The sequence below is a fragment of the Pseudomonas monteilii NBRC 103158 = DSM 14164 genome (genome assembly GCF_000730605.1).
Lineage (GTDB): Bacteria > Pseudomonadota > Gammaproteobacteria > Pseudomonadales > Pseudomonadaceae > Aquipseudomonas > Aquipseudomonas monteilii.
The window spans coordinates 91,652-111,994 of record NZ_BBIS01000012.1 but is presented as its reverse complement, the minus strand read 5'-3'; the positions used below and the strand labels follow the sequence as shown (position 1 = coordinate 111,994).

Below are 20,343 nucleotides of genomic sequence, written 5' to 3'. Positions count from 1 at the left end.
TGTCCCTTTACGTTAACGTCACCATATGCCACCTTCTACCCCAGCCTGATGACGGCCAGGAATTTCTCCCGCACACTGCGGAAAATTCCCAAGCCCGTTCCCCGCCACCTTCGCGGGGCACAGCCGGAGTAGAAAATGGCGCGACAACTCATAACAAACGCCCACGACCCGCTGCACGAATCCCGCCAGGCCCGCCTCAAGCTGGCCAGCGAGGGCGAGCTGCCGCTGGGCATGCTGCGCGACGAAATCGATGCCTCCTGGCGCCGCAGCCTGGGCCATGGCCTGGATTGCCTGCAAGGCGAGCAAGTCGGCCTGGGCCTGGAGCAGGGCCACGACTTGCGCATGCTGCTGGAGCGCAACCGGCTGCTGGTCGACGCCGTTACCCCCGAACTGGACTACCTGGTCGCACGCCAGGGTAAAGCTGGTATCGTCATCCTCGGTGACGCCCAGGCCAACGTGCTGGCCATCGAAGGCCAGACCCACGTGCTCAGCCGCGAGGGCCTGCGTGATCTGCACCCGGGCAGTTGCTGGAGCGAATCGCTGCGTGGCACCAATGCCATCGGCACCGCCGTGGTGGAAGGCCGGCCGACATTGATCAACTGCGGTGAACATTACCTCGACCGCCTCAGCCCGTTTTCCTGCACATCGGTGCCCCTGCGCGACCCGCGTGGCGAGGTGATCGGTGTGCTGGACATCACCCGCGAAGGAGTGATGGCGCAGCCACAAGACAGCCTCTCGACGCTGATGCTGGCGGCCGGCAACATCGAAAGCCGAATGTTCGGCCTGTGCCACCCGGAGCAACTGGTGCTGGCCTTCCACAGCCGACCGCAATACCTCAACAGCGCATGGCACGGCCTGCTGGCGTTGAGCCTGGACGGTGAAGTGCTGGCCGCCAACGACAGTGCCTGCCAACTGCTTCAGGTGCCGCGCCATCAGCTGATTGGCCGGCGCAGCACAGACCTGCTTGGGGAACGTTCACCTGCGTTTATTGCACGCCTGTGGCAGGGCGGGGTGAGTAGCGTTCAAACGGCCAAGGGCGAGTTCTACTTCCGCGCATTGCAGTTGCCGCGCCATGGCCGGGTAAATGGTGGTACGCCAGGCAGCAAACCGACGCTCGGCAAGCCGTCGCCCGCGCTCGATGCATTGGCCGGCGGCGATCCACGCCTGGCGCGCAACCTGCGCATGGCCCGTCAAGGGCTGGGCAATGGCCTGCCAGTGCTGCTGCTGGGCGAGACCGGTACCGGTAAGGAAGTGGTCGCCCGGGCCTTGCACCAGGCCAGCCCGCGTGCCGACAAACCGTTCGTGGCCGTCAACTGCGCAGCCATCCCTGAAGGCTTGATCGAGTCAGAACTGTTCGGCTACCGCGAGGGCGCCTTCACAGGTTCCCGCCGGGGCGGCATGGTCGGGCGGTTGATGCAGGCCCATGGCGGCACGCTGTTCCTGGACGAAATCGGCGACATGCCGCTGGCCTTGCAAGCGCGCCTGTTGCGGGTATTGCAGGAGCGCCGTGTAGCACCGCTGGGCGCGGGTGACGAGCAGGACATCGATGTGGCGCTGATCTGCGCCACTCACCGTGATCTCAAGCGCCTGGTACAAGAGCAACACTTCCGCGAAGACCTGTACTACCGGGTTAACGGCGTGTCGCTGCGCTTGCCGGCCCTGCGCGAGCGGGATGACCTGGCCGCGATCATTCAGGGGTTGCTGGACAAGTCCGATGCCCGTGGCGTTACGCTGGACCCGGCATTGGCCGCCTTGCTGGAAGGCTTCGACTGGCCGGGCAACATTCGCCAGCTGGAGATGGTGGTGCGCACGGCGCTTGCCATGCGCGAGGACGGCGAGCAGGTGCTGACTCTGGACCACCTTACAGACTGCTTGCTGGAAGAACTGGCCAGTGGCACGGCGCCTTCCGGCAGCCTCAAGGACAACGAACTGGAATTGATTCGCGGTGCGCTGGCGCGCCACCAGGGTAACGTGTCGGCCGCCGCCGAGGCCCTGGGCATCAGCCGGGCAACGTTGTACCGCAAGCTCAAACAGTTGCGCGGCTGAACCATGGGCCCCCTGTTCGCAAGGCTGGTGGAGTCCAGCGACCCTGTACTCATGCGCCAGGCATTGGCCTGGCTGTATGGTTTCGTGCGCCCGCACCGGCGCGCCATCGGCCTGTTGCTGGGCCTGTCACTGGGCGCATCGCTGCTGGCGTTGGCGCAGCCCTGGCTGGTCAAGACGCTGATCGACGAGGGGCTGCTGGCCAAGGATTACCAGACCCTCTGGCATATGGCGGCGATCATGATCGGCGCAGGCCTGCTGGGCACGGTGCTGGCCGGGGTCAACCGTTACCTGCACACGCGCCTGTCGGGGCGCATCCTCTTCGCCCTGCGCGATGACCTTTATCGCCACCTGCAACAATTGTCGCCAACGTTCTACGGGCGGCGGCGCATGGGCGACATCCTTTCGCGGCTGGACGGCGACGTGGCGGAGATCCAGCGCTTTGCCGTGGATTCACTGTTCTCGGCGGTGTCGGCGGTAATCGGCCTGGTGGGCGCGGTGGCGCTGATGCTGATGCTGTCGTGGCAACTGTCGTTGCTGTTGGCGCTGTTGGTACCGATCGAAGTGCTGTGGCTGCGCTGGATGCGGCGCAAGGTAGAGCGCGAAGTGCGCAACCTGCGTGAGTGTTCGGCGGATGTGTCGTCGTTCCTGGTCGAGACCTTGCCGGCGATGAAGTTCATTCAGGCGTCCGGGCAGCAAGGCCGCGAGGCAGGGCGCCTGGACCAGCTTGGGCAAGGCTACATGCGCCAGTTGCTGAAAGTGCAGGTGACCGAGTTCTTCACCCAGGCCATCCCCGGCACGCTCACCTCCTGGTGCCGCGCTTGTGCGTTCCTGGTCGGCGGCTGGTGGGTGATCCAGGGCACTTGGCAGTTGGGCGCGCTGATCGCTTTTTCCACCTACATGGGCATGGCAGTAGGCCCGGTGCAGAGCTTGCTGGGCCTGTACGTAGCGGTACAGCGCATGGCCGTGAGCCTGGGGCGGGTGATGGAGCTGAAGCAGGAGGTTGTGGCCGTGCGCCCGGCGAGCAACCCGAAGCCGATACCCGATGGCCCCGGTGAGCTGCGCCTTGAAGGCCTGAGTTTTGCCCATGAAGGGCGCGAAGGTGCCGTACTGACCAACGTGCAGGTGTGTGTGCCGGGTGGCCTGAAGGTGGCCATCAGCGGTGCCTCGGGGGTGGGCAAGTCTACCCTGATCGACCTGTTACAGCGCTTCTACGACCCTGACGCCGGGCGCATTCTGCTGGATGGCACCGACCTGCGTGACCTGGACCTGGCCGCGCTGCGCCGGCGCATTGCGGTGGTCAGCCAGGACATCGTGCTGTTCCGTGGCACCTTGGCGCAGAACCTGGCCTACGGTGTACCTGAAGCCAGCCGTGCAGAGCTGGAACGGGTCGTGCGCCTGGCGCGGCTGGACAGCCTGGTCGAAAGCCTGCCACTGGGCTTGGACGGCCTGCTGGGCGAACGTGGCCAGCAGTTGTCCGGCGGGCAGAAACAACGCATCGCCATCGCTAGGGCAGTGTTGCAGGCCCCGGCGATATTGGTACTGGACGAAGCAACATCCGCAGTGGACGAAGCCACCGAGCGCGAAGTGATCGCGGCCATCGACCAGCTTTTCGCTGGCCGCACGCGCATCCTGATCAGCCACCGAGCTTCGACACTGGCCGATGCCGACCTGCACTTGCAACTGCATGATGGCCAGTTGCAGGTGCTGGCGCAGGAGGCAATCAAACATGGGCACTGACGTGCGTGTTGGCATCATCGACAGCGGCTGCTCGCCGGAGCAGGCCAACGGTTTGCTGGCTGCGCGCCGTTTCTGGCTGGAAGACGGCCAGTTGCGTGAAGGAGAGGTGCTGCCCGACCAGCTGGGGCATGGCAGCGCGGTGCTTGCCGGTGTGCAGCGTGAGGCTGGGCCGGTGCCGCTGTTGGTGGCCCAGGTGTTCAGTGCTCAGGCCAGTACCAGCGCCTTGCAGGTGGCTGCCGCGCTGCTGTGGCTGGTGGAGGCGGGGGTTACCTTGGTCAACCTTAGCCTTGGCCTGCAGCAGGACCGCCCTGTGCTGCACCAGGCTTGCGCCGAAGCGTTGGCAGCGGGTGTGCTGTTGTGCGCATCCAGCCCGGCACAAGGCGGGGCGGTGTACCCGGCCAGCTACAGCGGGGTGATTCGGGTGACCGGCGATGCCCGCTGCGCTCCGGGCGAGTGGTCGTGGCTGGGTACGCGGCAGGCGGACTTTGGCGGTTACGTGGGCACGGGCGGCAGGGCGGGCGCTAGCCTGGGCTGCGCGGCCTTGAGCGGAAGGATTGCAGCGTTGTTGCGCGACGAACCGGGCATGGATCGCCAGCAGGTTTATGACTGGCTGCGCAGCAATGCGGCGTATACCGGCCCCGAGCGACGAGGTGTTGGCCATGCCTGAACCACGCATTGTGGTGCTGGGTGCTGGCCCAGCGGGTGCTGCCACGGCCATAGGCCTGCGCCGGCTGGGCTACTCAGTGGCGGTGGTGTCGGAGTGGCGCCGTTTCGCGGCAGTTGAAGGGGTTTCTCAGCGGGTGCTGGAGGGCTTGCGACATGCAGGCCTTGGTGGGGCCTTGAGCCAGGCGGCCATGCCGGCTACCCGGCAGGTGCACTGGAACGGCCAGCACCTGCAAATGAACCAGGAGTTCTTGCTGGATCGACAGCGTTTTGACCGGGTGCTGCGCGACGATCTTCAGCGTGCTGGCGTGAGTGTGGTCGAGGGGCGGGTGCGCGAGGTTATGCACGAGGGCGGTCATCACGTGCGCCTGGACGATGGGCAGGTGCTGATGGCTGACTTCCTCGTCGAAGCCCGAGGCCGTCAGGCACCACTGGCGCCGGACCGGCTGCGCGGACCGGAAACGGTCAGCCTGCTCAATGTGTGGCAGGGTAGCCCGGGGGCGCCTGCGTCGGCGGTGGAAAGCCTGGAGGATGGCTGGGCGTGGATGGCGCGGTTGGAGGATGGCCGCTGTTACTGGCAAGTCACCCTTGACGCGGCGGGGCTACCGGGCAAGGCCGGGTTGGCGGAATACTGCGTGGCGCGGCGAGCCTACAGCGCGCTGGTTGCCGAGTTGTTTGATGGCCAGGCGCTGGTTCCGGCACAGGTGCATGCACGCAGCAGCACTGCAATTCTGGCCGGCGAATGTGTCGGGCAGGACTGGATTCGGGTCGGCGATGCGGCGATGGCCGTTGACCCGCTGTCGGGGAACGGGATTTTCCAGTCACTGTCTTCAGCGTTGCAGGCGCCGGTGGTTATCAATACGTTGTTGCGCAAGCCCGAGCGCGCAGGGCTGGCGCGGCAGTTTCACCAGCAGCGGGTCGAGCAGCTGTTCTTGCGCTTTGCCCGGATCGGGCGGGATTTCTATGGGCAGGAGCAGGGGCGCGCAGGGCAGCCGTTTTGGGCGCGGCGGCAAGGTTGGCCGGATGCGCAGCCGTTGCATGTGCCTGCGGATTGGAGCGCAGTGCGGGTCGAGCGGCGGCCAGTACTGCGTGATGGGTGGGTGGATGAGGCTGAGGTGGTGGTGACGGCGGATCAGCCGTTGGGGGTTTGGCATTTGCAGGGGGTGGAGTTGGCGCCTATCGTGCAGAGGCTACATGGCGGGCAAGCACTTGAGGTAGTGTTGCCAGGTCTTCTGGATGAACAGCAAGTGATGGTGCGGCACTGGCTGCGAGAGCAAGGTTTCGCGTGAGATCGCCGGCCCTATCGCAGGCAAGCCAGCTACCACAGGTACTGCACAAGGCTCAGGCTTTGTGCAGTACCTGTGGTAGCTGGCTTGCCTGCGATAGGGCCTTGAGTCAGAAGAAGGTGCCGACAATCAGTTGCATATAGGCGCCGGTATCCCGGCTACCCAGCTGCGTGCCGCCATTGTCCGCACTGCGCTCCGGCTTGTAGAACCCCACCAGTGGGCTGATCAGCAGGTGGTCGTTGACCATCCATTCCACATACAGGTCCAGCTCCCGCCCGCCGAGGTTGCCCTGGTCGGTGTCCTGCGTGTCGAAGTCGAAGTACAGCGCGCCCACGGTCAGGTTATCCCGTGGCTTGCCTTTGAGCGCCACGTGGTGCACCTGGCTGTTCTTGTTGAACGGTCCGGCATAGTTGGCCGCCACTTCACCCTGGAACCAGGTGCCATAACCCCGGCTCAGTCCATAGAACAGTGGGTCGAAACCTTCGGAAAAGCGGCTGTAGCGGTAGGTGGCGGTAGGCGACCAGGGGCGCTCGGAGAACGTCCAGTTGCCCTCCAGGTACCAGGCATTCTCGCGCCCGCCGGTCTTGTCCTGGGTCACGTATTCGGCGGCCAGTTCCAGGTCTTTCACGCCCAGGTTACCGCGCCCGCGCAGGCTGGCGGTGTCCATGCCGTCGCGGTGCTCCAGGCCCATGATCTGCGCGTAGCGCTGGTCAACGTCCAGCCCGCGTATCCAACTGAGGCCCACGGTGCCGGCGTCGGCGACGTGTTCCAGGTTGGCTACTGCCAGCGACGTGTCGGCCTGGTAGTGGTTGTCGGACTTCAGCCACATCAGGTCGCTACGCCAGCCTTGTTTGCCGCCCAGGCGCAGGACTGCGGTGCGGTCGAAGGCTTTACGGGCGGCCAGGTAGTAAGCGCCGCCACGGTCGAAGTTGGCGCCCAGGTCGACCTTGCCCAGGTTCACCGGGTCGCCCTGAATGAGGAAGCCGTCACCCAGTGTCACCACCTGGCGGCCGCCAGAAATGTCTACGCCATCTTCGCCCAAAGCCGGGAACAGGTTGGCCGAGCGCCAGCCCAGGTAAAGGTCTTCGATGGCGGTGCGGCGTTCGTCGCCCAGGGTCAGGCCGGCGGCGTCGCCGTCGCCCCAGGTGGCGGAGCTGAGCAGGTTGAACGCGCCGTAGAATGCGCCTGCATCGGGCAGGGCCTGGCTGCCGCTGAGGCCGTATTTGACGTAGCCCTCTTGCCAGGCGGTGCTGCCGGGCTGGCGGTTGCCGGCCTGGTTGAAGCTTTCGTCGCTGTGGAACACGCCAAACAGGGCTTCGAGGTCGGCGTTGAGGGTGGTGCCGTTGTGGTTGTACAGCTCGTGGGCCTGGGTGAGGGGGGCGGTGATCAGCAGGGTCAGCGTGCAGGCGAGAGTGTGCCTCATGGTGTGCTCCATGGTTTTTTTTTTGTTGTTTTGGGGCTGCCTGTGCCGGCCCTTTCGCGGGTGAACCCGAAGGGCCGGCACAGGCAGGAGGTCAGAGCTTGATCAACACCGATTTGAGCTCGGTGTAATGTTCGATGGCCGCTGCGCCCATCTCACGGCCGACGCCAGACATCTTGTAGCCACCAAATGGCAATGCCGGGTCCAGCGCGCTGTGGCAGTTGACCCAGACCGACCCCGACTTGATACGCGGGATTATCCGATGCACCGCTGCCAGGTCGTTGGACCAGATGCTAGCGCCCAGGCCATAGGGGTTGTCGTTGGCCATGCCGATCACTTCGTCGATGTCATCGAACGGCATCGCCACCAGCACCGGCCCGAAGATTTCTTCCTGCACCAGGCGGTGGCGCTGGTCGACATCGACAATCACCGTCGGCTTGACGAAGTAGCCCGGGCCGAAGCTTTCGCCACCGCAGGCGATGGTCGCGCCCAGCTCGCGACCCAGCTCGATGTAGCCGGTGACGCGGTCTTGCTGTTTGGCCGAAATCAGCGGCCCCATTTGCACGGCCGGGTCCAGGCCGCTACCCAGTTTCATGCCATTGGCGATGCCGGCGATGTCGGCCACCACGTTGTCGAAGTGCTTGCGGTGTACATACAGGCGCGAGCCTGCGCAGCACACCTGGCCCTGGTTGAAGAAGATTGCCGTGGCCGCACCCGCAGCCGCGTCCTGCAGGTTGGCGTCGGGCATGACGATGGTTGGCGATTTGCCGCCGAGCTCCAGGGTGACGCGGGTCATGTTGTCCATGGCCGCCTTGCCGATCAGTTTGCCGACTTCGGTAGAGCCGGTGAAGGTCAGCTTGTCCACGCCGGGGTGGCGGCTGAGTGCGGCACCGGCATTAAGGCCGGTACCGGTGATCACGTTGAACACGCCCGCCGGGTAACCGGCTTCGTCGACCAGTTCGGCCAGCTTGAGTACGCTCAGTGGGGTTTCATCTGCTGGCTTGAGCACCACGGTGCAGCCGGTGGCCAGGGCCGGGCCGAGCTTCCAGCAGGCCAGCAGCAGCGGGAAGTTCCACGCGACGATGGCGCCAACCACGCCGACGGCCTCACGGCGCACGAAGCCGTGGAACTGGTCGTTGGGCATCAACGGCATGGAGGCTTCGACAGTGCTACCCTCGATCTTGGTGGCCCAGCCGGCCATGTAACGCAGGAAATCGATGGCCAACTGCACGTCCATCACCTGAGCCACGGCGGCGCTCTTGCCATTGTTCAGGCATTCCAGCTCGGCCAGCTGGCGGGCGTCGCGCTCCATCAGGTCGGCCAGGCGCCACAGCAGGTTTTGCCGTTCACGCGGGCGCAGGCGGCTCCATGGCGAGTCGTCGAAGGCCTGGCGTGCGGCGCGCACGGCGCGGTCGACGTCTTCGGCCTCGGCGGCGGGCACTTCACCCAGCACTTCGCCAGTGGCCGGGTTACGGAACGACAGGGTGCGACCGCTGGCGGCCTCCTGCCAGTCGGCGCCGATGCGCATCTTCAGCTTGCGTTCGAGAAAGGCGCGGGTGGCGGGCAGGATGGGCAGTTCAGAAAGCATGGGGCTGTGCCTCTTGTCATTGGGTGTGACGGGCACAGGCGCAATGGCCGTGCCAAGGTGGGCAATTGGTCGCAAGGTGTTGAAGGCATTGGGTTTTGCCTGGGTGCAAGGCTGTGATTGCAGGTGTGCGCTGTTGCACATTGAGACGCTGTGAGACGGTGGTGAAACAGTGGCTGTACTCAGGCATTTCGCAATTGCTGTGGGAGCGGGCGAGCCCGCGAAGGCCTGTGCAGCAGGCCCTGTCTCAGGATGAAACACCCTGTCGCGAAATGGCACGCTGCAATTAGCCATCCTGGATGCTGGCCAAGACCAGAAAACGGCCTAAAAGCCTGAAAGACAACGCTTTTGCAGCATATGGCACAGTTCCTGTATCACAACTGCCACATGCACACCTGCTGTACCAAAGCGTGCGAAAAACGATAAGAACAACAACCGTGGAGGTCTGACCTTGAAGACGACTCGACTCCGGCGGCATGCGGGCAAACTGGCGCTGGTCGCCGCCGCGCTGCTGAGCACCCAGGCCATGGCGGCCGAGCAGGGCCCGAGCCTGTTGCAGAACAAGTGTATGGGGTGCCATATCCCCGAAGGTAACGATAACTACAGCCGCATCAGCCACCAGCGAAAAACGCCGGAAGGCTGGCTGATGAGCATCGCCCGCATGCAGGTGATGCACGGCCTGCAGATCAGCGACGACGACCGTCGCACGCTGGTCAAGTACCTGGCCGACAAGCAGGGTCTGGCGCCCAGCGAAACCGATGGTGTGCGCTACGCCATGGAACGCCGGCTGAACACCGTCGAGCACTTCGATACCCAGCTCAGCGAAACCTGTGGCCGTTGTCACTCCGGTGCCCGCGTGGCCTTGCAGCGCCGCCCGGCCAAGGAATGGGAGCACCTGGTCAACTTCCACCTCGGCCAATGGCCGTCCCTCGAATACCAGGCCCAGGCGCGTGACCGCGACTGGCTGCCGATTGCCCTGCAACAGGTGGTACCGGAACTTGCCAAGCGTTACCCGCTGGACAACCCGGCCTGGGCCGAGTGGCAGAAGGCCAAGCCGAGCGCCGATGTGCTGCCGGGGCAATGGGCCTTCAGCGGGCACATGCTGGCCAAGGGCGATGTGCGCGGGGTGATGAGCGTCACCGCCGACCAGGGCGATACCTTCAAGGTGGAGGTCAAGGGCGCTTATGCCGATGGCACGCCGTTCAACGGCAGCGGCACGGCAATCCTGTACAACGGCTATGAATGGCGCGGCAACGTCAAGGTGGGCGACGCCAACCTGCGTCAGGTGTTCGCGGCACTGGATGGCGAAATGAAAGGCCGCATGTTCGAGGCCGAGCACGATGAACGTGGCCTGGACTTCACTGCGGTGAAGGAAGGCAAGGCACGCCTGCTTGCCGTACAGCCGGCATTTATCAAGGCGGGCGGCGAAAGCGAGATCACCCTGGTAGGCAGCGGCCTGGACGGCAAGCCCGACCTGGGTGCCGGGGTGGAGGTGACCGAAGTGCTGGAGCAAACCCCGACCCTGGTGCGGGTCAAGGCCCGCGCAGCCGCCGATGCCAAGCCTGGCCAGCGCGAGGTGGCAGTGGGCGCGCTCAAAGGTGCAAACCTGGCGGTATACGACAAGGTCGAGGAAGTGAAGGTCGTGCCGGCATTCTCCATTGCCCGCATTGGCGAGAACGGTGCTTCGGTACCGAAAGTGCAGGGCCGTTTCGAAGCCGAGGCCTGGGGTAAAGACGCCAGCGGCCAGCCACTGCGCATCGGCTACCTGCCAGCCACCTGGAAAGTCGAGCCGTTCAACGAACGTGCGGTCGAGGATGAGGACGTGAAGTTCGCTGGCAGGATGCAGGCCGATGGCGTGTTCGTGCCAGGCGGTGCCGGCCCCAACCCTGAGCGCAAGATGATGACCAACAACGCCGGTAACCTGAAGGTCATCGCCACCCTGGCCGACGGTGGCCAGACTGGCGAAGGGCACATGATCGTCACCGTTCAGCGCTGGAACAACCCGCCGCTGCCGTAACGGCACGGCGCAACGGTTTTCCAACGGATCGATTATCGGGAGGTCGCCATGGGCGCACTACTGAACCTGGTCGAACGCAACCTGCATGAAGTGCAGGTCGATGCCGACCGCATGCTGTTCCATATTCCCAGCAGCTCGCTGTTTGCCACAGATGCCGTGACCGGTAGCATCATCGACGCCTTGCGCCAGCAAGGTTGTTCGGCCGAGGAGCTGATGCAGCGCCTGGGCCAGCAGTTTGCCGGCGACGATATCCAGGACACCCTGCGCGAGCTGATCGCGCTGGAGCTGGTCAGCGACGGCTCGCCGCTGACCCCGGCAATCGCCCTCAGGCAGGTTGAGCGCACTGCGCTGAATACCGTGGTGCTCAACGTCAACACCGGCTGCAACCTTAGCTGCACCTATTGCTACAAGGAAGACCTGGATAAACCGTCCGCCGGCAAGAAGATGAGCACCGCCACCGCCGAAGCCTCGGTGGAGATGCTGCTCAAGGAATCGCCCAACGAGGAGCGCTACAGCGTGGTGTTCTTCGGTGGCGAACCGCTGTCCAACCGGCCGTTGATCGAGCACATGGTGGCTTACTGCGAGCGGCGTTTCGCCGAGGCGGGCAAGGCGGTGGAGTTCATCATGACCACCAACGCCACGTTGCTGACCGAAGAAATCATCGACTGGCTCAATGCCCACCGCTTTGGCCTGTCTATCAGCATCGACGGCCCGAAGACCGTGCACGACCGCAACCGCATCACCGTGGGCGGGCAGGGCACCTATGACGTGGTGCGGCGCAAGGCCGACCTGCTGCTGTCGCGCTACACCAGCCGCCCGGTAGGGGCGCGGGTGACCTTGACCCGCGGCATCACCGATGTCGAAACCATCTGGAACCACCTGTTCAACGAAATGGGTTTTGCCGAGGTTGGGTTTGCCCCGGTCACCTCCGGCGATATGGCGGACTTCAACCTCACCGGCGACGAACTGATCGAGGTGTTCGCCAATATGAAGGCGCTGGGCCGCCGTTACCTGGAAGCCGCGCTGGAGCACCGCAACATCGGGTTCTCCAACCTGCACCAGCTGATCACCGACATCCACGAAGGCCACAAGAAGGCGCTGCCGTGCGGCGCCGGGTTGAAGATGCTGGCGGTGGACCACGAAGGCGAGCTGAACCTGTGCCACCGCTTCACCGGCTCTAGCCTGCCGACCTTCGGCAACGTGCACCAGGGCGTGAAGCAGGCGCAGCTCAACGACTTCCTGTCGCAGCGCCTGGACCGCAGCAACACCGGCTGCGAGAGCTGCCGTATCCGCAACCTGTGCTCTGGCGGCTGCTACCACGAAAGCTATGCGCGCTACGGCGACCCGCAGCACCCGACGTATCACTACTGCGAACTGATGCGCGACTGGGTCGACTTCGGCATCGAAGTCTACAGTCGCATCATGGCCGCCAACCCGGCCTTCATCGATCGCTACATCACTCCGCGGAAGGCGCACTGACATGAAGCACTTGAAGCCCCTGAACAACAAGGCGCGCATCCTCGAACAGGCCGCTGCCGAAGACCGCGTCGAAGAAGTCATGGCCATGAGTGCAGTGGCCGGCTGTACGGCCACCACCGACCCGGGTTGGGAAGTGGACGCCTTTGGTGGCGTGAGCTCGCTTTGCCAGCCGATGGAAGCCGACCTGTATGGCTGCTCCGACCCTTGCTGGTGGCCGGCCCAGGTGCCGGACATGATGAGCACCTATCAGAACTGGAACGCCCAGGCCACCAACTCGGCGGATGACTGGCGCAACCTCGGCACTGTGTTCCCGAAAGACAAGTGACCGGCCCAACAAGAATGACAAGGGGAAACCGCATGAAAGCTGGACGCTGCGCGTCACTCGCGCTCACCATCGCCGCCATGGCGTGTACCGGCCTGGCACAGGCCGACGATACCGGGCCGGCACTGAAGGCTGGCCACGAATACATGATCGTGACCAACTACCCGAACAACCTGCATGTGGTCGATGTGGCCACTGATACGGTGTACAAGAGCTGCGTCATGCCCGACAAGTTCGGCCCCGGCACCGCAATGATGGCGCCGGACAACCGCACTGCCTATGTGTTGAACAACCACTACGGTGACATCTACGGCATCGACCTGGACACCTGCAAGAACACCTTCCACGCCAACCTGTCCAGCGTGGCAGGCGAAGTGGGCCGGTCGATCTACTCGTTCGCCATCAGCCCCGACGGCAAGGAAGTGTACGCCACGGTCAACCCGACCCAGATGCTGAACGACCACTACGTGGTCAAGCCACCACGGCTTGAGGTGTTCAGTACCGGCGATGGCCTGCAGGCCAAGCCGATACGTACCTTCCCGATGCCGCGCCAGGTATACCTGATGCGCACCGCCGACGATGGCACCCTGTATTTTGCCGGGCCGGATATCTACAAGATGGACGTAAAGACCGGCAAGTACACGGTGGCCTTGCCGCTGCGCAACTGGAACCGCAAAGGCTACAGTGCCCCGGACGTGCTGTACTTCTGGCCGCACCAGAACCCGCGCCACGAGTTCTCGATGTTGTACACCATTGCCAAGTTCAAGGATGCCAAGCAGGACCCGAACGAGGCTGAGCTGTTGTACGGCTACCTGAGCGTCGACCTGAAGACCGGCAAGACCCATACCCAGGAGTTCGCCGACCTGACCGAGCTGTACTTCACCGGCCTGCGCTCGCCCAAGGACCCGAACCAGATCTACGGCGTGCTCAACCGCCTGGCCAAATACGACATCAAGCAGCGCAAGCTGATCAAGGCGGCTAATCTGGAGCACACCTATTACTGCGTCACGTTCGACAAGAAGGGCGACAAACTGTACCTGGGCGGCACCTTCAACGACCTGGCGGTGTTCAACCCGGATACGCTGGAGAAAGTGAAGAACATCAAGTTGCCGGGTGGTGACATGTCGACTACGACGCCGCAGGTGTTCATCAGGTAGTTCAGTGCTGGATCCTTCGCGGGGCAAGCCCGCTCCCACAAGACTGCACCGCATTCGGATCTTGTGGGTTCTTTGTGGGAGCGGGCTTGTCCCGCGAAGAGGCCAGTCAAAACAATACAAGAACAACAAGAGAGCGCCCATGCCCCAGCCAAGCTACTCCCAGGGCAACCCCGACAAAGCCCTGCTCAGCCAATGCATCGGCGATGCCTTCGACACCACCGTCGCTCGCTTCCCCGATCGCGAAGCCTTGGTAGTCCGCCACCAAGCCCTGCGCTACACCTGGCGCCAACTGGCCGCTGCAGTCGACCAGCACGCCCGCGCCCTAATGGCCTTGGGCGTGCAACCCGGCGACCGCCTGGGCATCTGGGCACCCAACTGCGCCGAGTGGTGCATCACCCAGTTCGCCAGTGCCAAGGTTGGCGCGATCCTGGTCAACATCAACCCGGCCTACCGCTCCAGCGAGCTGGACTACGCCCTGGGCCAGTCGGGCTGCCGCTGGGTGATCTGCGCCGACGCGTTCAAGACCTCCGACTACCACGCCATGCTGCTGGGCCTGGTACCGGGCCTGAGTACAGGCCAGCCGGGGGAGCTGATCTGCGAGCGCTTTCCGGAGCTGCGCGGCGTGGTCAGCCTGGCGGCCGCACCACCATCAGGTTTTCTGGCCTGGCATGAATTGCAGGCCCGTGCCGACGCAATCAGACGTGAGGCCCTGACCGAGCGCCAGGCGCAACTGTGCTGCGACGACCCGATCAACATCCAGTACACCTCGGGTACCACCGGTTTCCCCAAGGGCGCGACCCTCAGCCACAGCAACATCCTCAACAACGGCTACATGGTCGGCGAAAGCCTGGGCCTGACCGAGCACGACCGGCTGGTGGTGCCGGTGCCGCTGTACCACTGCTTTGGCATGGTCATGGCCAACCTTGGCTGCATGACCCACGGCAGCACCCTGATCTACCCCAACGATGCCTTCGACCCACTGGCCACGCTACGCGCTGTGGCAGAGGAAAAGGCGACCGCGCTGTATGGCGTGCCGACCATGTTCATCGCCGAACTGGACCACCCGCAACGCGCGGAATTCGACCTGTCGAGCCTGCGCACCGGGATCATGGCCGGTGCCACCTGCCCGATTGAGGTGATGCGCCGGGTGATTGGCGAAATGCACATGGCCGAGGTGCAGATTGCCTACGGCATGACCGAGACCAGCCCGGTGTCATTGCAGACCGGGCCGGACGATGACCTGGAGCGCCGTGTGACCAGTGTCGGCCGTACCCAGCCACGGCTGGAGAACAAGGTGGTCGACGTTGACGGCAACACCGTACCGCGTGGCGAGATAGGCGAGCTGTGTACCCGTGGCTACAGCGTGATGCTCGGTTACTGGAACAACCCCAAGGCCACCGCAGAAAGCATTGATGGTGAAGGCTGGATGCACACCGGCGACTTGGCGGTGATGGACGAGCAGGGCTATGTGCGCATTGTCGGGCGCAGCAAGGACATGATCATTCGTGGCGGGGAAAACATCTACCCGCGCGAGCTGGAAGAGTTCTTCTTCACCCACCCGGCGGTGGCCGATGTGCAGGTGATTGGCGTGCCGTGCAGCAAGTATGGTGAGGAGATCGTGGCCTGGGTGCGGCTGCACCCGGGGCATACCGCCACTGAGGATGAACTGCGTGAGTGGGCGAGGGCGCGGATTGCGCACTTCAAGGTGCCCCGGTACTTCCGCTTTGTCGACGAGTTTCCGATGACGGTGACTGGCAAGGTACAGAAGTTCAGGATGCGAGAGATCAGTGTCGAGGAATTGTCTGCCGGATGACTTACTGCCTGTTCCGGCCTCTTCGCGGGCAAGCCCGCAAAGAGGCCGGAACAGGCGGGAGATGCCTTCAGCCTTTCAGCAACTCCGGGCTATTGAAGTTGCTCAACCGGGAATCATTTTCGGTACATTCCAACCCCTGAACCGACTCGCGCAGCAAGGCCCTCTGCAAACTCCGCTCACCCTGTGCCCAAGCCTGCTCCAGCCTCGGCAGCACCCGCCGTGGCAGCACGCTGAACATCGGCTGCCAATACCCACCCTGGCGCACCATCGCCGCACTGTCATTCGCCACTGCCAACCGCAGCAGATCCTCGATCAACACCCGGTCAACCAGCGGCGCATCGCATGCCAGCAGCACAACCCACTCATACCGCGCCACCTTGAGCCCGGCAATCACCCCCGCCAGCGGACCGGGGAAGTCCGCCTCGGCATCGCCGACCAATTGGTCGGCATACGCCCGGTAGGCCTCCTGGTTGCGGTTGCAGGAAATCACCAAGTCATCGCTCAGTGGCCGCACCACCCGCTGCACATGCGCCACCAGCGGTTCGCCCTTCCATTCGATCAGCCCCTTGTCACGGCCGCCCATGCGCTGGCCACGGCCACCGGCAAGGATGAGGGTGGAGCAGGGGGGGAGTGAGCGATAGCCACGATACAACGCTTGTACCCCTGGGTCGTCCAGGCTTTCATGCCTGATGTTCTCTTTATCCAGTCCATCCAGCCCATTGATAGCGCCCAGAACGTCTGGCCATTGCTTTCTGTTAGAGAGCTTCACCAAAAACGGTTTCAGATACTGATCAAGATGGCCCTTCGAGGGCTGATTGATTTCAGTACTCAGGGCTGCGAGGTAGTCGTCCTTGGTGGTACGAGACCAATCGATGGCAAAGCCGGCCCGATGACATAGCTCCATGAAAACCAGCAGTATCGTTCGGCCGTTACCATCCAGAAAGGGGTGAGCATCTGCCAGCAACCCAAGTACCTCACCTGGGTGCTGCTTGAGCCTTTGCTGGTCTTGGCCCAATATCAGTGCGTGGGATGTCCAGTGCCGGATCTGGTCGGGTGGACAGAAAACAGTATGGCGAGGATCGCTATCCGTTCCCTTGAATACCGCAAGCCTCGGTGCCAGCTCGGCGCGGTCCTTACCAGCCCAGGGGTAGAAATCCGCAAACAGGAGATGATGCAGCTCAAGCAGGGTTTGGTAGGTAATGTGCCGACAGCTCGACAGCAGGGAAATGGCGTCTTCCAGGCTGGATTCAAACGCCAGATGCTCCATTTTCTTGATTTGCGCGGGGTCTTTCAGCTTGAAGACATTGCGCAAGTAGCCTGCGGTTTCAAAATCGTCGAATGGATCGAACATCATGCGCTGATCTTTTGCCCATCGTCATGGCCAGACAACTCGTTCAGATAGCATGCTTCCAGCTCAAGTATCTGTCGCTTGGTGAGAATGCCTTTCTTCTTGAGCGCTACCAGCATTCTCTCGATGTCATCAAGGTTGACGACATCACCCGACAGGTTGGTAATGGTCGTTGCCAGATCACTGAAACGGTCCTTCTCGCTGGTAACACCCTGCTGTTTGGCAAGTTCCAGGACCTGGCATTTGATGCTGGCATCGCGGGCTTGTGTCATTTCAGCTCCTCCACCGATGCCAGCAATATTAACATACCCACTTTTACCCGTGCGGCTGCTCGGCCTGGCCGACGCTCACCACGCCTTCATGCTCAATAGCAGCTTTGCCACGCCCCGCCAGCCGCATCACCACCACGAAGAACACCGGCACAAACACTACCGCCAAGGTGGCGCTGAGCATGCCGCCGATCACCCCGGTACCGATGGCCTGCTGGCTGGCCGAGCTGGCGCCGCTGGCAATGGCCAGCGGTACCACGCCGAGGATGAATGCCAGCGAGGTCATCACGATGGGGCGCAGGCGCAGGCGGGCGGCCTGCACCGCAGCGTCGACGGCATCCACGCCCTGGTCGACCAGGTGCTTGGCGAACTCGATGATCAGGATGGCGTTTTTTGCCGACAGACCGATCAGGGTAATCAGCCCAACCTTGAAGAACACGTCGTTGGGCATGCCGCGCAGGGTCACGGCCAGCACCGCACCCAGTACGCCTAGGGGCACTACCAGCAGCACGGCGGTGGGAATCGACCAGCTTTCGTACAGCGCCGCCAGGCACAGGAACACCACCAGCAACGACAGCGCCATCAGCATCGGTGCCTGGCTGCCGGACAAGCGTTCCTGCAGCGACAGCCCCGTCCATTCCAGGCCGGCGCCAGGCGGCAGTTGGGCGACCAGGCGCTCGACTTCCGCCATCGCCTCGCCCGAGCTGTAGCCTGCTGCCGGTTCGCCGGAAATCGACACCGCCGGGTAGCCGTTGTAACGGGTCAGCTGCACTGGCCCGCTGACCCACTTGGCCTGGACGAACGCGCCCAGTGGCACCATCTTGCCGCTGCTATTACGCACGTGGATTTTCAGCAAGTCTTCGACCTGGCTACGCTGGTCGCCTTCGGCCTGCACCACCACCCGCTGCATGCGGCCCTGGTTGGGGAAGTCGTTGACATAGCTGGAGCCCACCGCCACGTCCAGCACCGAGCCGATATCGGCAAACGAAACGCCCAGGGCATTGGCCTGGCGGCGGTCGATTTCCAGTTGCACCTGCGGGCTTTCGGCCAGCGATGCTTCACGCACGTTGGTCAATACCTTGCTTTTGCCGGCACTGGCCAGCAGCGTGTCGCGGGCAGCCATCAACGCGGCGTGCCCCATGCCGCCACGGTCCTGCAGGCGGAATTCGAAGCCGGTGGACTCGCCCAGGCCGTCGATAGGCGGCGGCAGCACGGTATAGGCCACGGCATCCTTGAGCTGAGTGAAGGCCATGGTCGCGCGGTCGGCAATCGACTGGGCGCTGTCGTCGGCACCACGCTCGGACCAGTCCTTGAGCGTGGTGAATGCCAGTGCTGCGTTCTGCCCGCTACCCGAGAAGCTGAAACCCAGGATCAGCGTGGTGTTGCCTACGCCCGCTTCCTCGGCGTTATGCGCCTCGATCTGCGCGGCCACCTGTTCGGTGCGCATGCGGCTGGCGCCGGGTGGCAGCTGAATGTCGGTAATGGTGTAGCCTTGGTCTTCGGTGGGCAGGAACGCTGTGGGCAACTGACTGAAACCGTAGCCCAGCACCGCCAGCAGCACCGCGTACACCAGCAGGTAGCGGCCGCTGCGCTTGAGCGCCTGCATCACCCAGCCCTGGTAGCCATTGCTTAGGCTTTCGAAGCGGCGGTTGAACCAGCCGAAGAAGCCCTTGCGTTCATGCAGCTCACCCTTGGCGACCGGTTTGAGCAAGGTGGCGCACAGCGCCGGGGTCAGGCTGAGAGCCAGGAATGCCGAGAACAGGATCGATACCGCCATCGACACCGAGAACTGCTGGTAGATCACCCCCACCGAACCTTGCATGAAAGCCATGGGCAGGAACACCGCCACCAGCACCAGGGTGATGCCGACGATCGCGCCGCTGATCTGGCCCATGGCCTTGCGCGTGGCCTCTTTGGGCGGCAGGCCCTCTTCGGCCATGATGCGTTCGACGTTTTCCACCACCACGATCGCATCGTCGACCAGGATACCGATGGCCAGCACCATGCCGAACAGGGTCAGCACGTTGACCGAAAAGCCCATCGCCAGCATGACCGCGAAGGTGCCCATCAGGGCCACTGGCACCACCAGGGTCGGGATCAGGGTGTAGCGCAGGTTCTGCAGGAACAGGAACATCACTGCGAACACCAGCAGCATGGCTTCGAACAGGGTGTTGATGACCTGCTCGATCGACACCTTGACGAACGGCGAAGTGTCGTAGGGGATGTCGTACGTGACGCCTTCCGGGAAGTAGCGCGCCAGGTCCTGCATTTTCGCCCGCACCAGGGTGGCGGTTTCCATGGCGTTGGCCCCCGGCGACAGCTGCACACTGAACGCGGTGGCCGGCTTGCCGTTCAGGCGGGTGCCGTACTGGTATTCCTGGGCGCCGATCTCGACCCTGGCAACGTCACCGATAGTGACCGTGGAACCGTCCGGGTTGGCCCGCAGGACGATGGCGGCGAACTCTTCGGGCGTGCTCAGTTGACCCTTGACCACCACGTTAGCGGTGATTTCCTGGGTGCCACGGCTGGGCAGGTCGCCAATGCTGCCGGGCGCGACCTGGGCGTTCTGCGCGGCAATGGCCTCGGCCACATCGTTGGGCGTGAGGTTGAAGCCGATCAGCTTGCGCGGGTCGATCCAGATGCGCATGGCGCGTTCCGAACCGTACAGCTGGGCTTTACCGACGCCCTTGAGGCGGCGGATTTCGTCCATCACATTGCGCGCGAGAATGTCCGACAGCGCGGTTTCGTCGAGTTTGCCATCTTCAGAGGTGAGGGTGGCCAGCAGCAGGAACCCGGTAGACACCTTTTCTACCTGCAGACCCTGCTGGGTGACCGGGCGCGGCAGGCGCGACTCGACCACCTTCAGGCGGTTCTGCACGTCAACCTGGGCCAGGTCCGGGTTGGTGCCCGGGGCGAAGGTGGCGGTGATGGTGGCGCTGCCTAGGCTGCTTTGCGACTCGAAGTACAGCAGGTTGTCGGCGCCGTTGAGCTCCTGCTCGATCAGGCTGACCACGCTTTCGTCCATGGTCGCGGCGGAGGCGCCTGGGTATACGGCGTAGATTTCCACCTGCGGCGGGGCCACGTTCGGGTACTGGGCTACCGGCAGCTGCGGGATGGCCAGCGCGCCGGCCAACAGGATGAACAGTGCGACCACCCAGGCGAACACCGGGCGGTCGATGAAGAATTGCGGCATGAATCAGG

Annotated in this window: 14 protein-coding genes and 1 pseudogene; 9 read left to right on the top strand and 6 right to left on the bottom strand. The window is 63.7% G+C overall.

Translation table 11 applies throughout. From position 1 onward, the window contains the following. The first annotated feature begins 135 nt into the window (after positions 1–135). From PM2_RS07525 to qhpG, 4 genes are read left to right on the top strand one after another with little or no spacing between them, the layout of a single operon-like run. Positions 136–2,046, top strand: a complete 1,911-nt coding sequence (locus PM2_RS07525; protein ID WP_016713972.1) for a sigma-54-dependent Fis family transcriptional regulator — start codon at positions 136–138, stop codon at positions 2,044–2,046. 3 nt (positions 2,047–2,049) lie between these two features. Continuing rightward, positions 2,050–3,783, top strand: a complete 1,734-nt coding sequence (locus PM2_RS07520) for an ABC transporter ATP-binding protein (RefSeq protein WP_016713973.1) — start codon at positions 2,050–2,052, stop codon at positions 3,781–3,783. Continuing rightward, on the top strand, positions 3,773–4,450 hold the full coding sequence (qhpE, locus tag PM2_RS07515) for a subtilisin-like serine protease QhpE (RefSeq protein ID WP_028698866.1): 678 nt from the start codon (positions 3,773–3,775) through the stop codon (positions 4,448–4,450). Before PM2_RS07520 ends, qhpE begins: the two co-directional genes overlap by 11 nt. Then, positions 4,443–5,735, top strand: a complete 1,293-nt coding sequence (gene qhpG / locus PM2_RS07510) for a flavin-dependent monooxygenase QhpG (RefSeq protein WP_028698867.1) — start codon at positions 4,443–4,445, stop codon at positions 5,733–5,735. Before qhpE ends, qhpG begins: the two co-directional genes overlap by 8 nt. 106 nt (positions 5,736–5,841) lie before the next feature. On the opposite strand, the gene PM2_RS07505 is transcribed toward qhpG, so the two are convergent. Both PM2_RS07505 and PM2_RS07500 read right to left on the bottom strand, forming a co-directional pair. Next, a complete protein-coding gene (locus PM2_RS07505; RefSeq protein ID WP_028698868.1) occupies positions 5,842–7,155 on the bottom strand; it encodes an alginate export family protein in 1,314 nt (437 codons plus the stop codon). A gap of 91 nt (positions 7,156–7,246) precedes the next feature. Then, a complete protein-coding gene (locus tag PM2_RS07500; RefSeq protein WP_028698869.1) occupies positions 7,247–8,740 on the bottom strand; it encodes an aldehyde dehydrogenase family protein in 1,494 nt (497 codons plus the stop codon). Positions 8,741–9,188: 448 nt separating this feature from the next. Between PM2_RS07500 and peaA the strand changes: the two genes are divergently transcribed. The 5 genes from peaA to PM2_RS07475 all read left to right on the top strand — a co-directional run bounded on the left by peaA (position 9,189) and on the right by PM2_RS07475 (position 15,525). Then, positions 9,189–10,754, top strand: a complete 1,566-nt coding sequence (gene peaA / locus PM2_RS07495) for a quinohemoprotein amine dehydrogenase subunit alpha (protein ID WP_028698870.1) — start codon at positions 9,189–9,191, stop codon at positions 10,752–10,754. Between the two features lie 48 nt (positions 10,755–10,802). Beyond that, positions 10,803–12,233 (top strand): quinohemoprotein amine dehydrogenase maturation protein, encoded by a 1,431-nt coding sequence (peaB, locus tag PM2_RS07490; RefSeq protein ID WP_028698871.1) that lies wholly within the window; start codon positions 10,803–10,805, stop codon positions 12,231–12,233. Between the two features lies 1 nt (position 12,234). Next, positions 12,235–12,558 carry a quinohemoprotein amine dehydrogenase subunit gamma gene (gene qhpC, locus PM2_RS07485; protein ID WP_016713980.1) on the top strand — a complete coding sequence of 108 codons (324 nt, stop codon included), beginning with the start codon at positions 12,235–12,237 and terminating at the stop codon, positions 12,556–12,558. A 32-nt stretch (positions 12,559–12,590) separates the two neighbouring features. Further along, complete coding sequence (peaD, locus tag PM2_RS07480; RefSeq protein WP_016713981.1) at positions 12,591–13,712, top strand: quinohemoprotein amine dehydrogenase subunit beta; 1,122 nt, start codon at positions 12,591–12,593, stop codon at positions 13,710–13,712. 139 nt (positions 13,713–13,851) lie between these two features. Continuing rightward, on the top strand, positions 13,852–15,525 hold the full coding sequence (locus PM2_RS07475) for a fatty acid CoA ligase family protein (protein WP_028698872.1): 1,674 nt from the start codon (positions 13,852–13,854) through the stop codon (positions 15,523–15,525). Positions 15,526–15,592: 67 nt separating this feature from the next. Here PM2_RS07475 and mobA read toward each other — a convergent pair whose 3' ends face one another. The 4 genes and pseudogenes from mobA to PM2_RS07455 form a co-directional block, all read right to left on the bottom strand. Continuing rightward, a complete protein-coding gene (gene mobA, locus PM2_RS31340) occupies positions 15,593–16,177 on the bottom strand; it encodes a molybdenum cofactor guanylyltransferase MobA (RefSeq protein ID WP_033740241.1) in 585 nt (194 codons plus the stop codon). Positions 16,178–16,438: 261 nt separating this feature from the next. Beyond that, positions 16,439–16,792: pseudogene (locus tag PM2_RS31890) on the bottom strand (Fic family protein); the annotation flags it as partial. 83 nt (positions 16,793–16,875) lie between these two features. Continuing rightward, positions 16,876–17,145, bottom strand: a complete 270-nt coding sequence (locus PM2_RS07460; protein WP_016713983.1) for a hypothetical protein — start codon at positions 17,143–17,145, stop codon at positions 16,876–16,878. Between the two features lie 43 nt (positions 17,146–17,188). Continuing rightward, the gene (locus PM2_RS07455) at positions 17,189–20,335 is read right to left on the bottom strand and encodes a multidrug efflux RND transporter permease subunit (protein ID WP_016713984.1); all 3,147 of its coding nucleotides are present in this window, start codon (positions 20,333–20,335) and stop codon (positions 17,189–17,191) included. Between the last annotated feature and the right edge of the window lie 8 nt (positions 20,336–20,343).

Excerpts from the sequence above, each read along its gene's own strand:
- qhpE (WP_028698866.1), top strand. The coding sequence starts at position 3,773 with ATGGGCACTGACGTGCGTGTTGGCATCATCGACAGCGGCTGCTCGCCG.
- peaD (WP_016713981.1), top strand. The coding sequence starts at position 12,591 with ATGAAAGCTGGACGCTGCGCGTCACTCGCGCTCACCATCGCCGCCATG.
- PM2_RS07520 (WP_016713973.1), top strand. The coding sequence starts at position 2,050 with ATGGGCCCCCTGTTCGCAAGGCTGGTGGAGTCCAGCGACCCTGTACTC.
- qhpC (WP_016713980.1), top strand. The coding sequence starts at position 12,235 with ATGAAGCACTTGAAGCCCCTGAACAACAAGGCGCGCATCCTCGAACAG.
- PM2_RS07455 (WP_016713984.1), bottom strand. The coding sequence starts at position 20,335 with ATGCCGCAATTCTTCATCGACCGCCCGGTGTTCGCCTGGGTGGTCGCA.
- qhpG (WP_028698867.1), top strand. The coding sequence starts at position 4,443 with ATGCCTGAACCACGCATTGTGGTGCTGGGTGCTGGCCCAGCGGGTGCT.
- PM2_RS07475 (WP_028698872.1), top strand. The coding sequence starts at position 13,852 with ATGCCCCAGCCAAGCTACTCCCAGGGCAACCCCGACAAAGCCCTGCTC.
- PM2_RS07460 (WP_016713983.1), bottom strand. The coding sequence starts at position 17,145 with ATGACACAAGCCCGCGATGCCAGCATCAAATGCCAGGTCCTGGAACTT.
- peaB (WP_028698871.1), top strand. The coding sequence starts at position 10,803 with ATGGGCGCACTACTGAACCTGGTCGAACGCAACCTGCATGAAGTGCAG.
- PM2_RS07500 (WP_028698869.1), bottom strand. The coding sequence starts at position 8,740 with ATGCTTTCTGAACTGCCCATCCTGCCCGCCACCCGCGCCTTTCTCGAA.
- PM2_RS07525 (WP_016713972.1), top strand. The coding sequence starts at position 136 with ATGGCGCGACAACTCATAACAAACGCCCACGACCCGCTGCACGAATCC.
- PM2_RS07505 (WP_028698868.1), bottom strand. The coding sequence starts at position 7,155 with ATGAGGCACACTCTCGCCTGCACGCTGACCCTGCTGATCACCGCCCCC.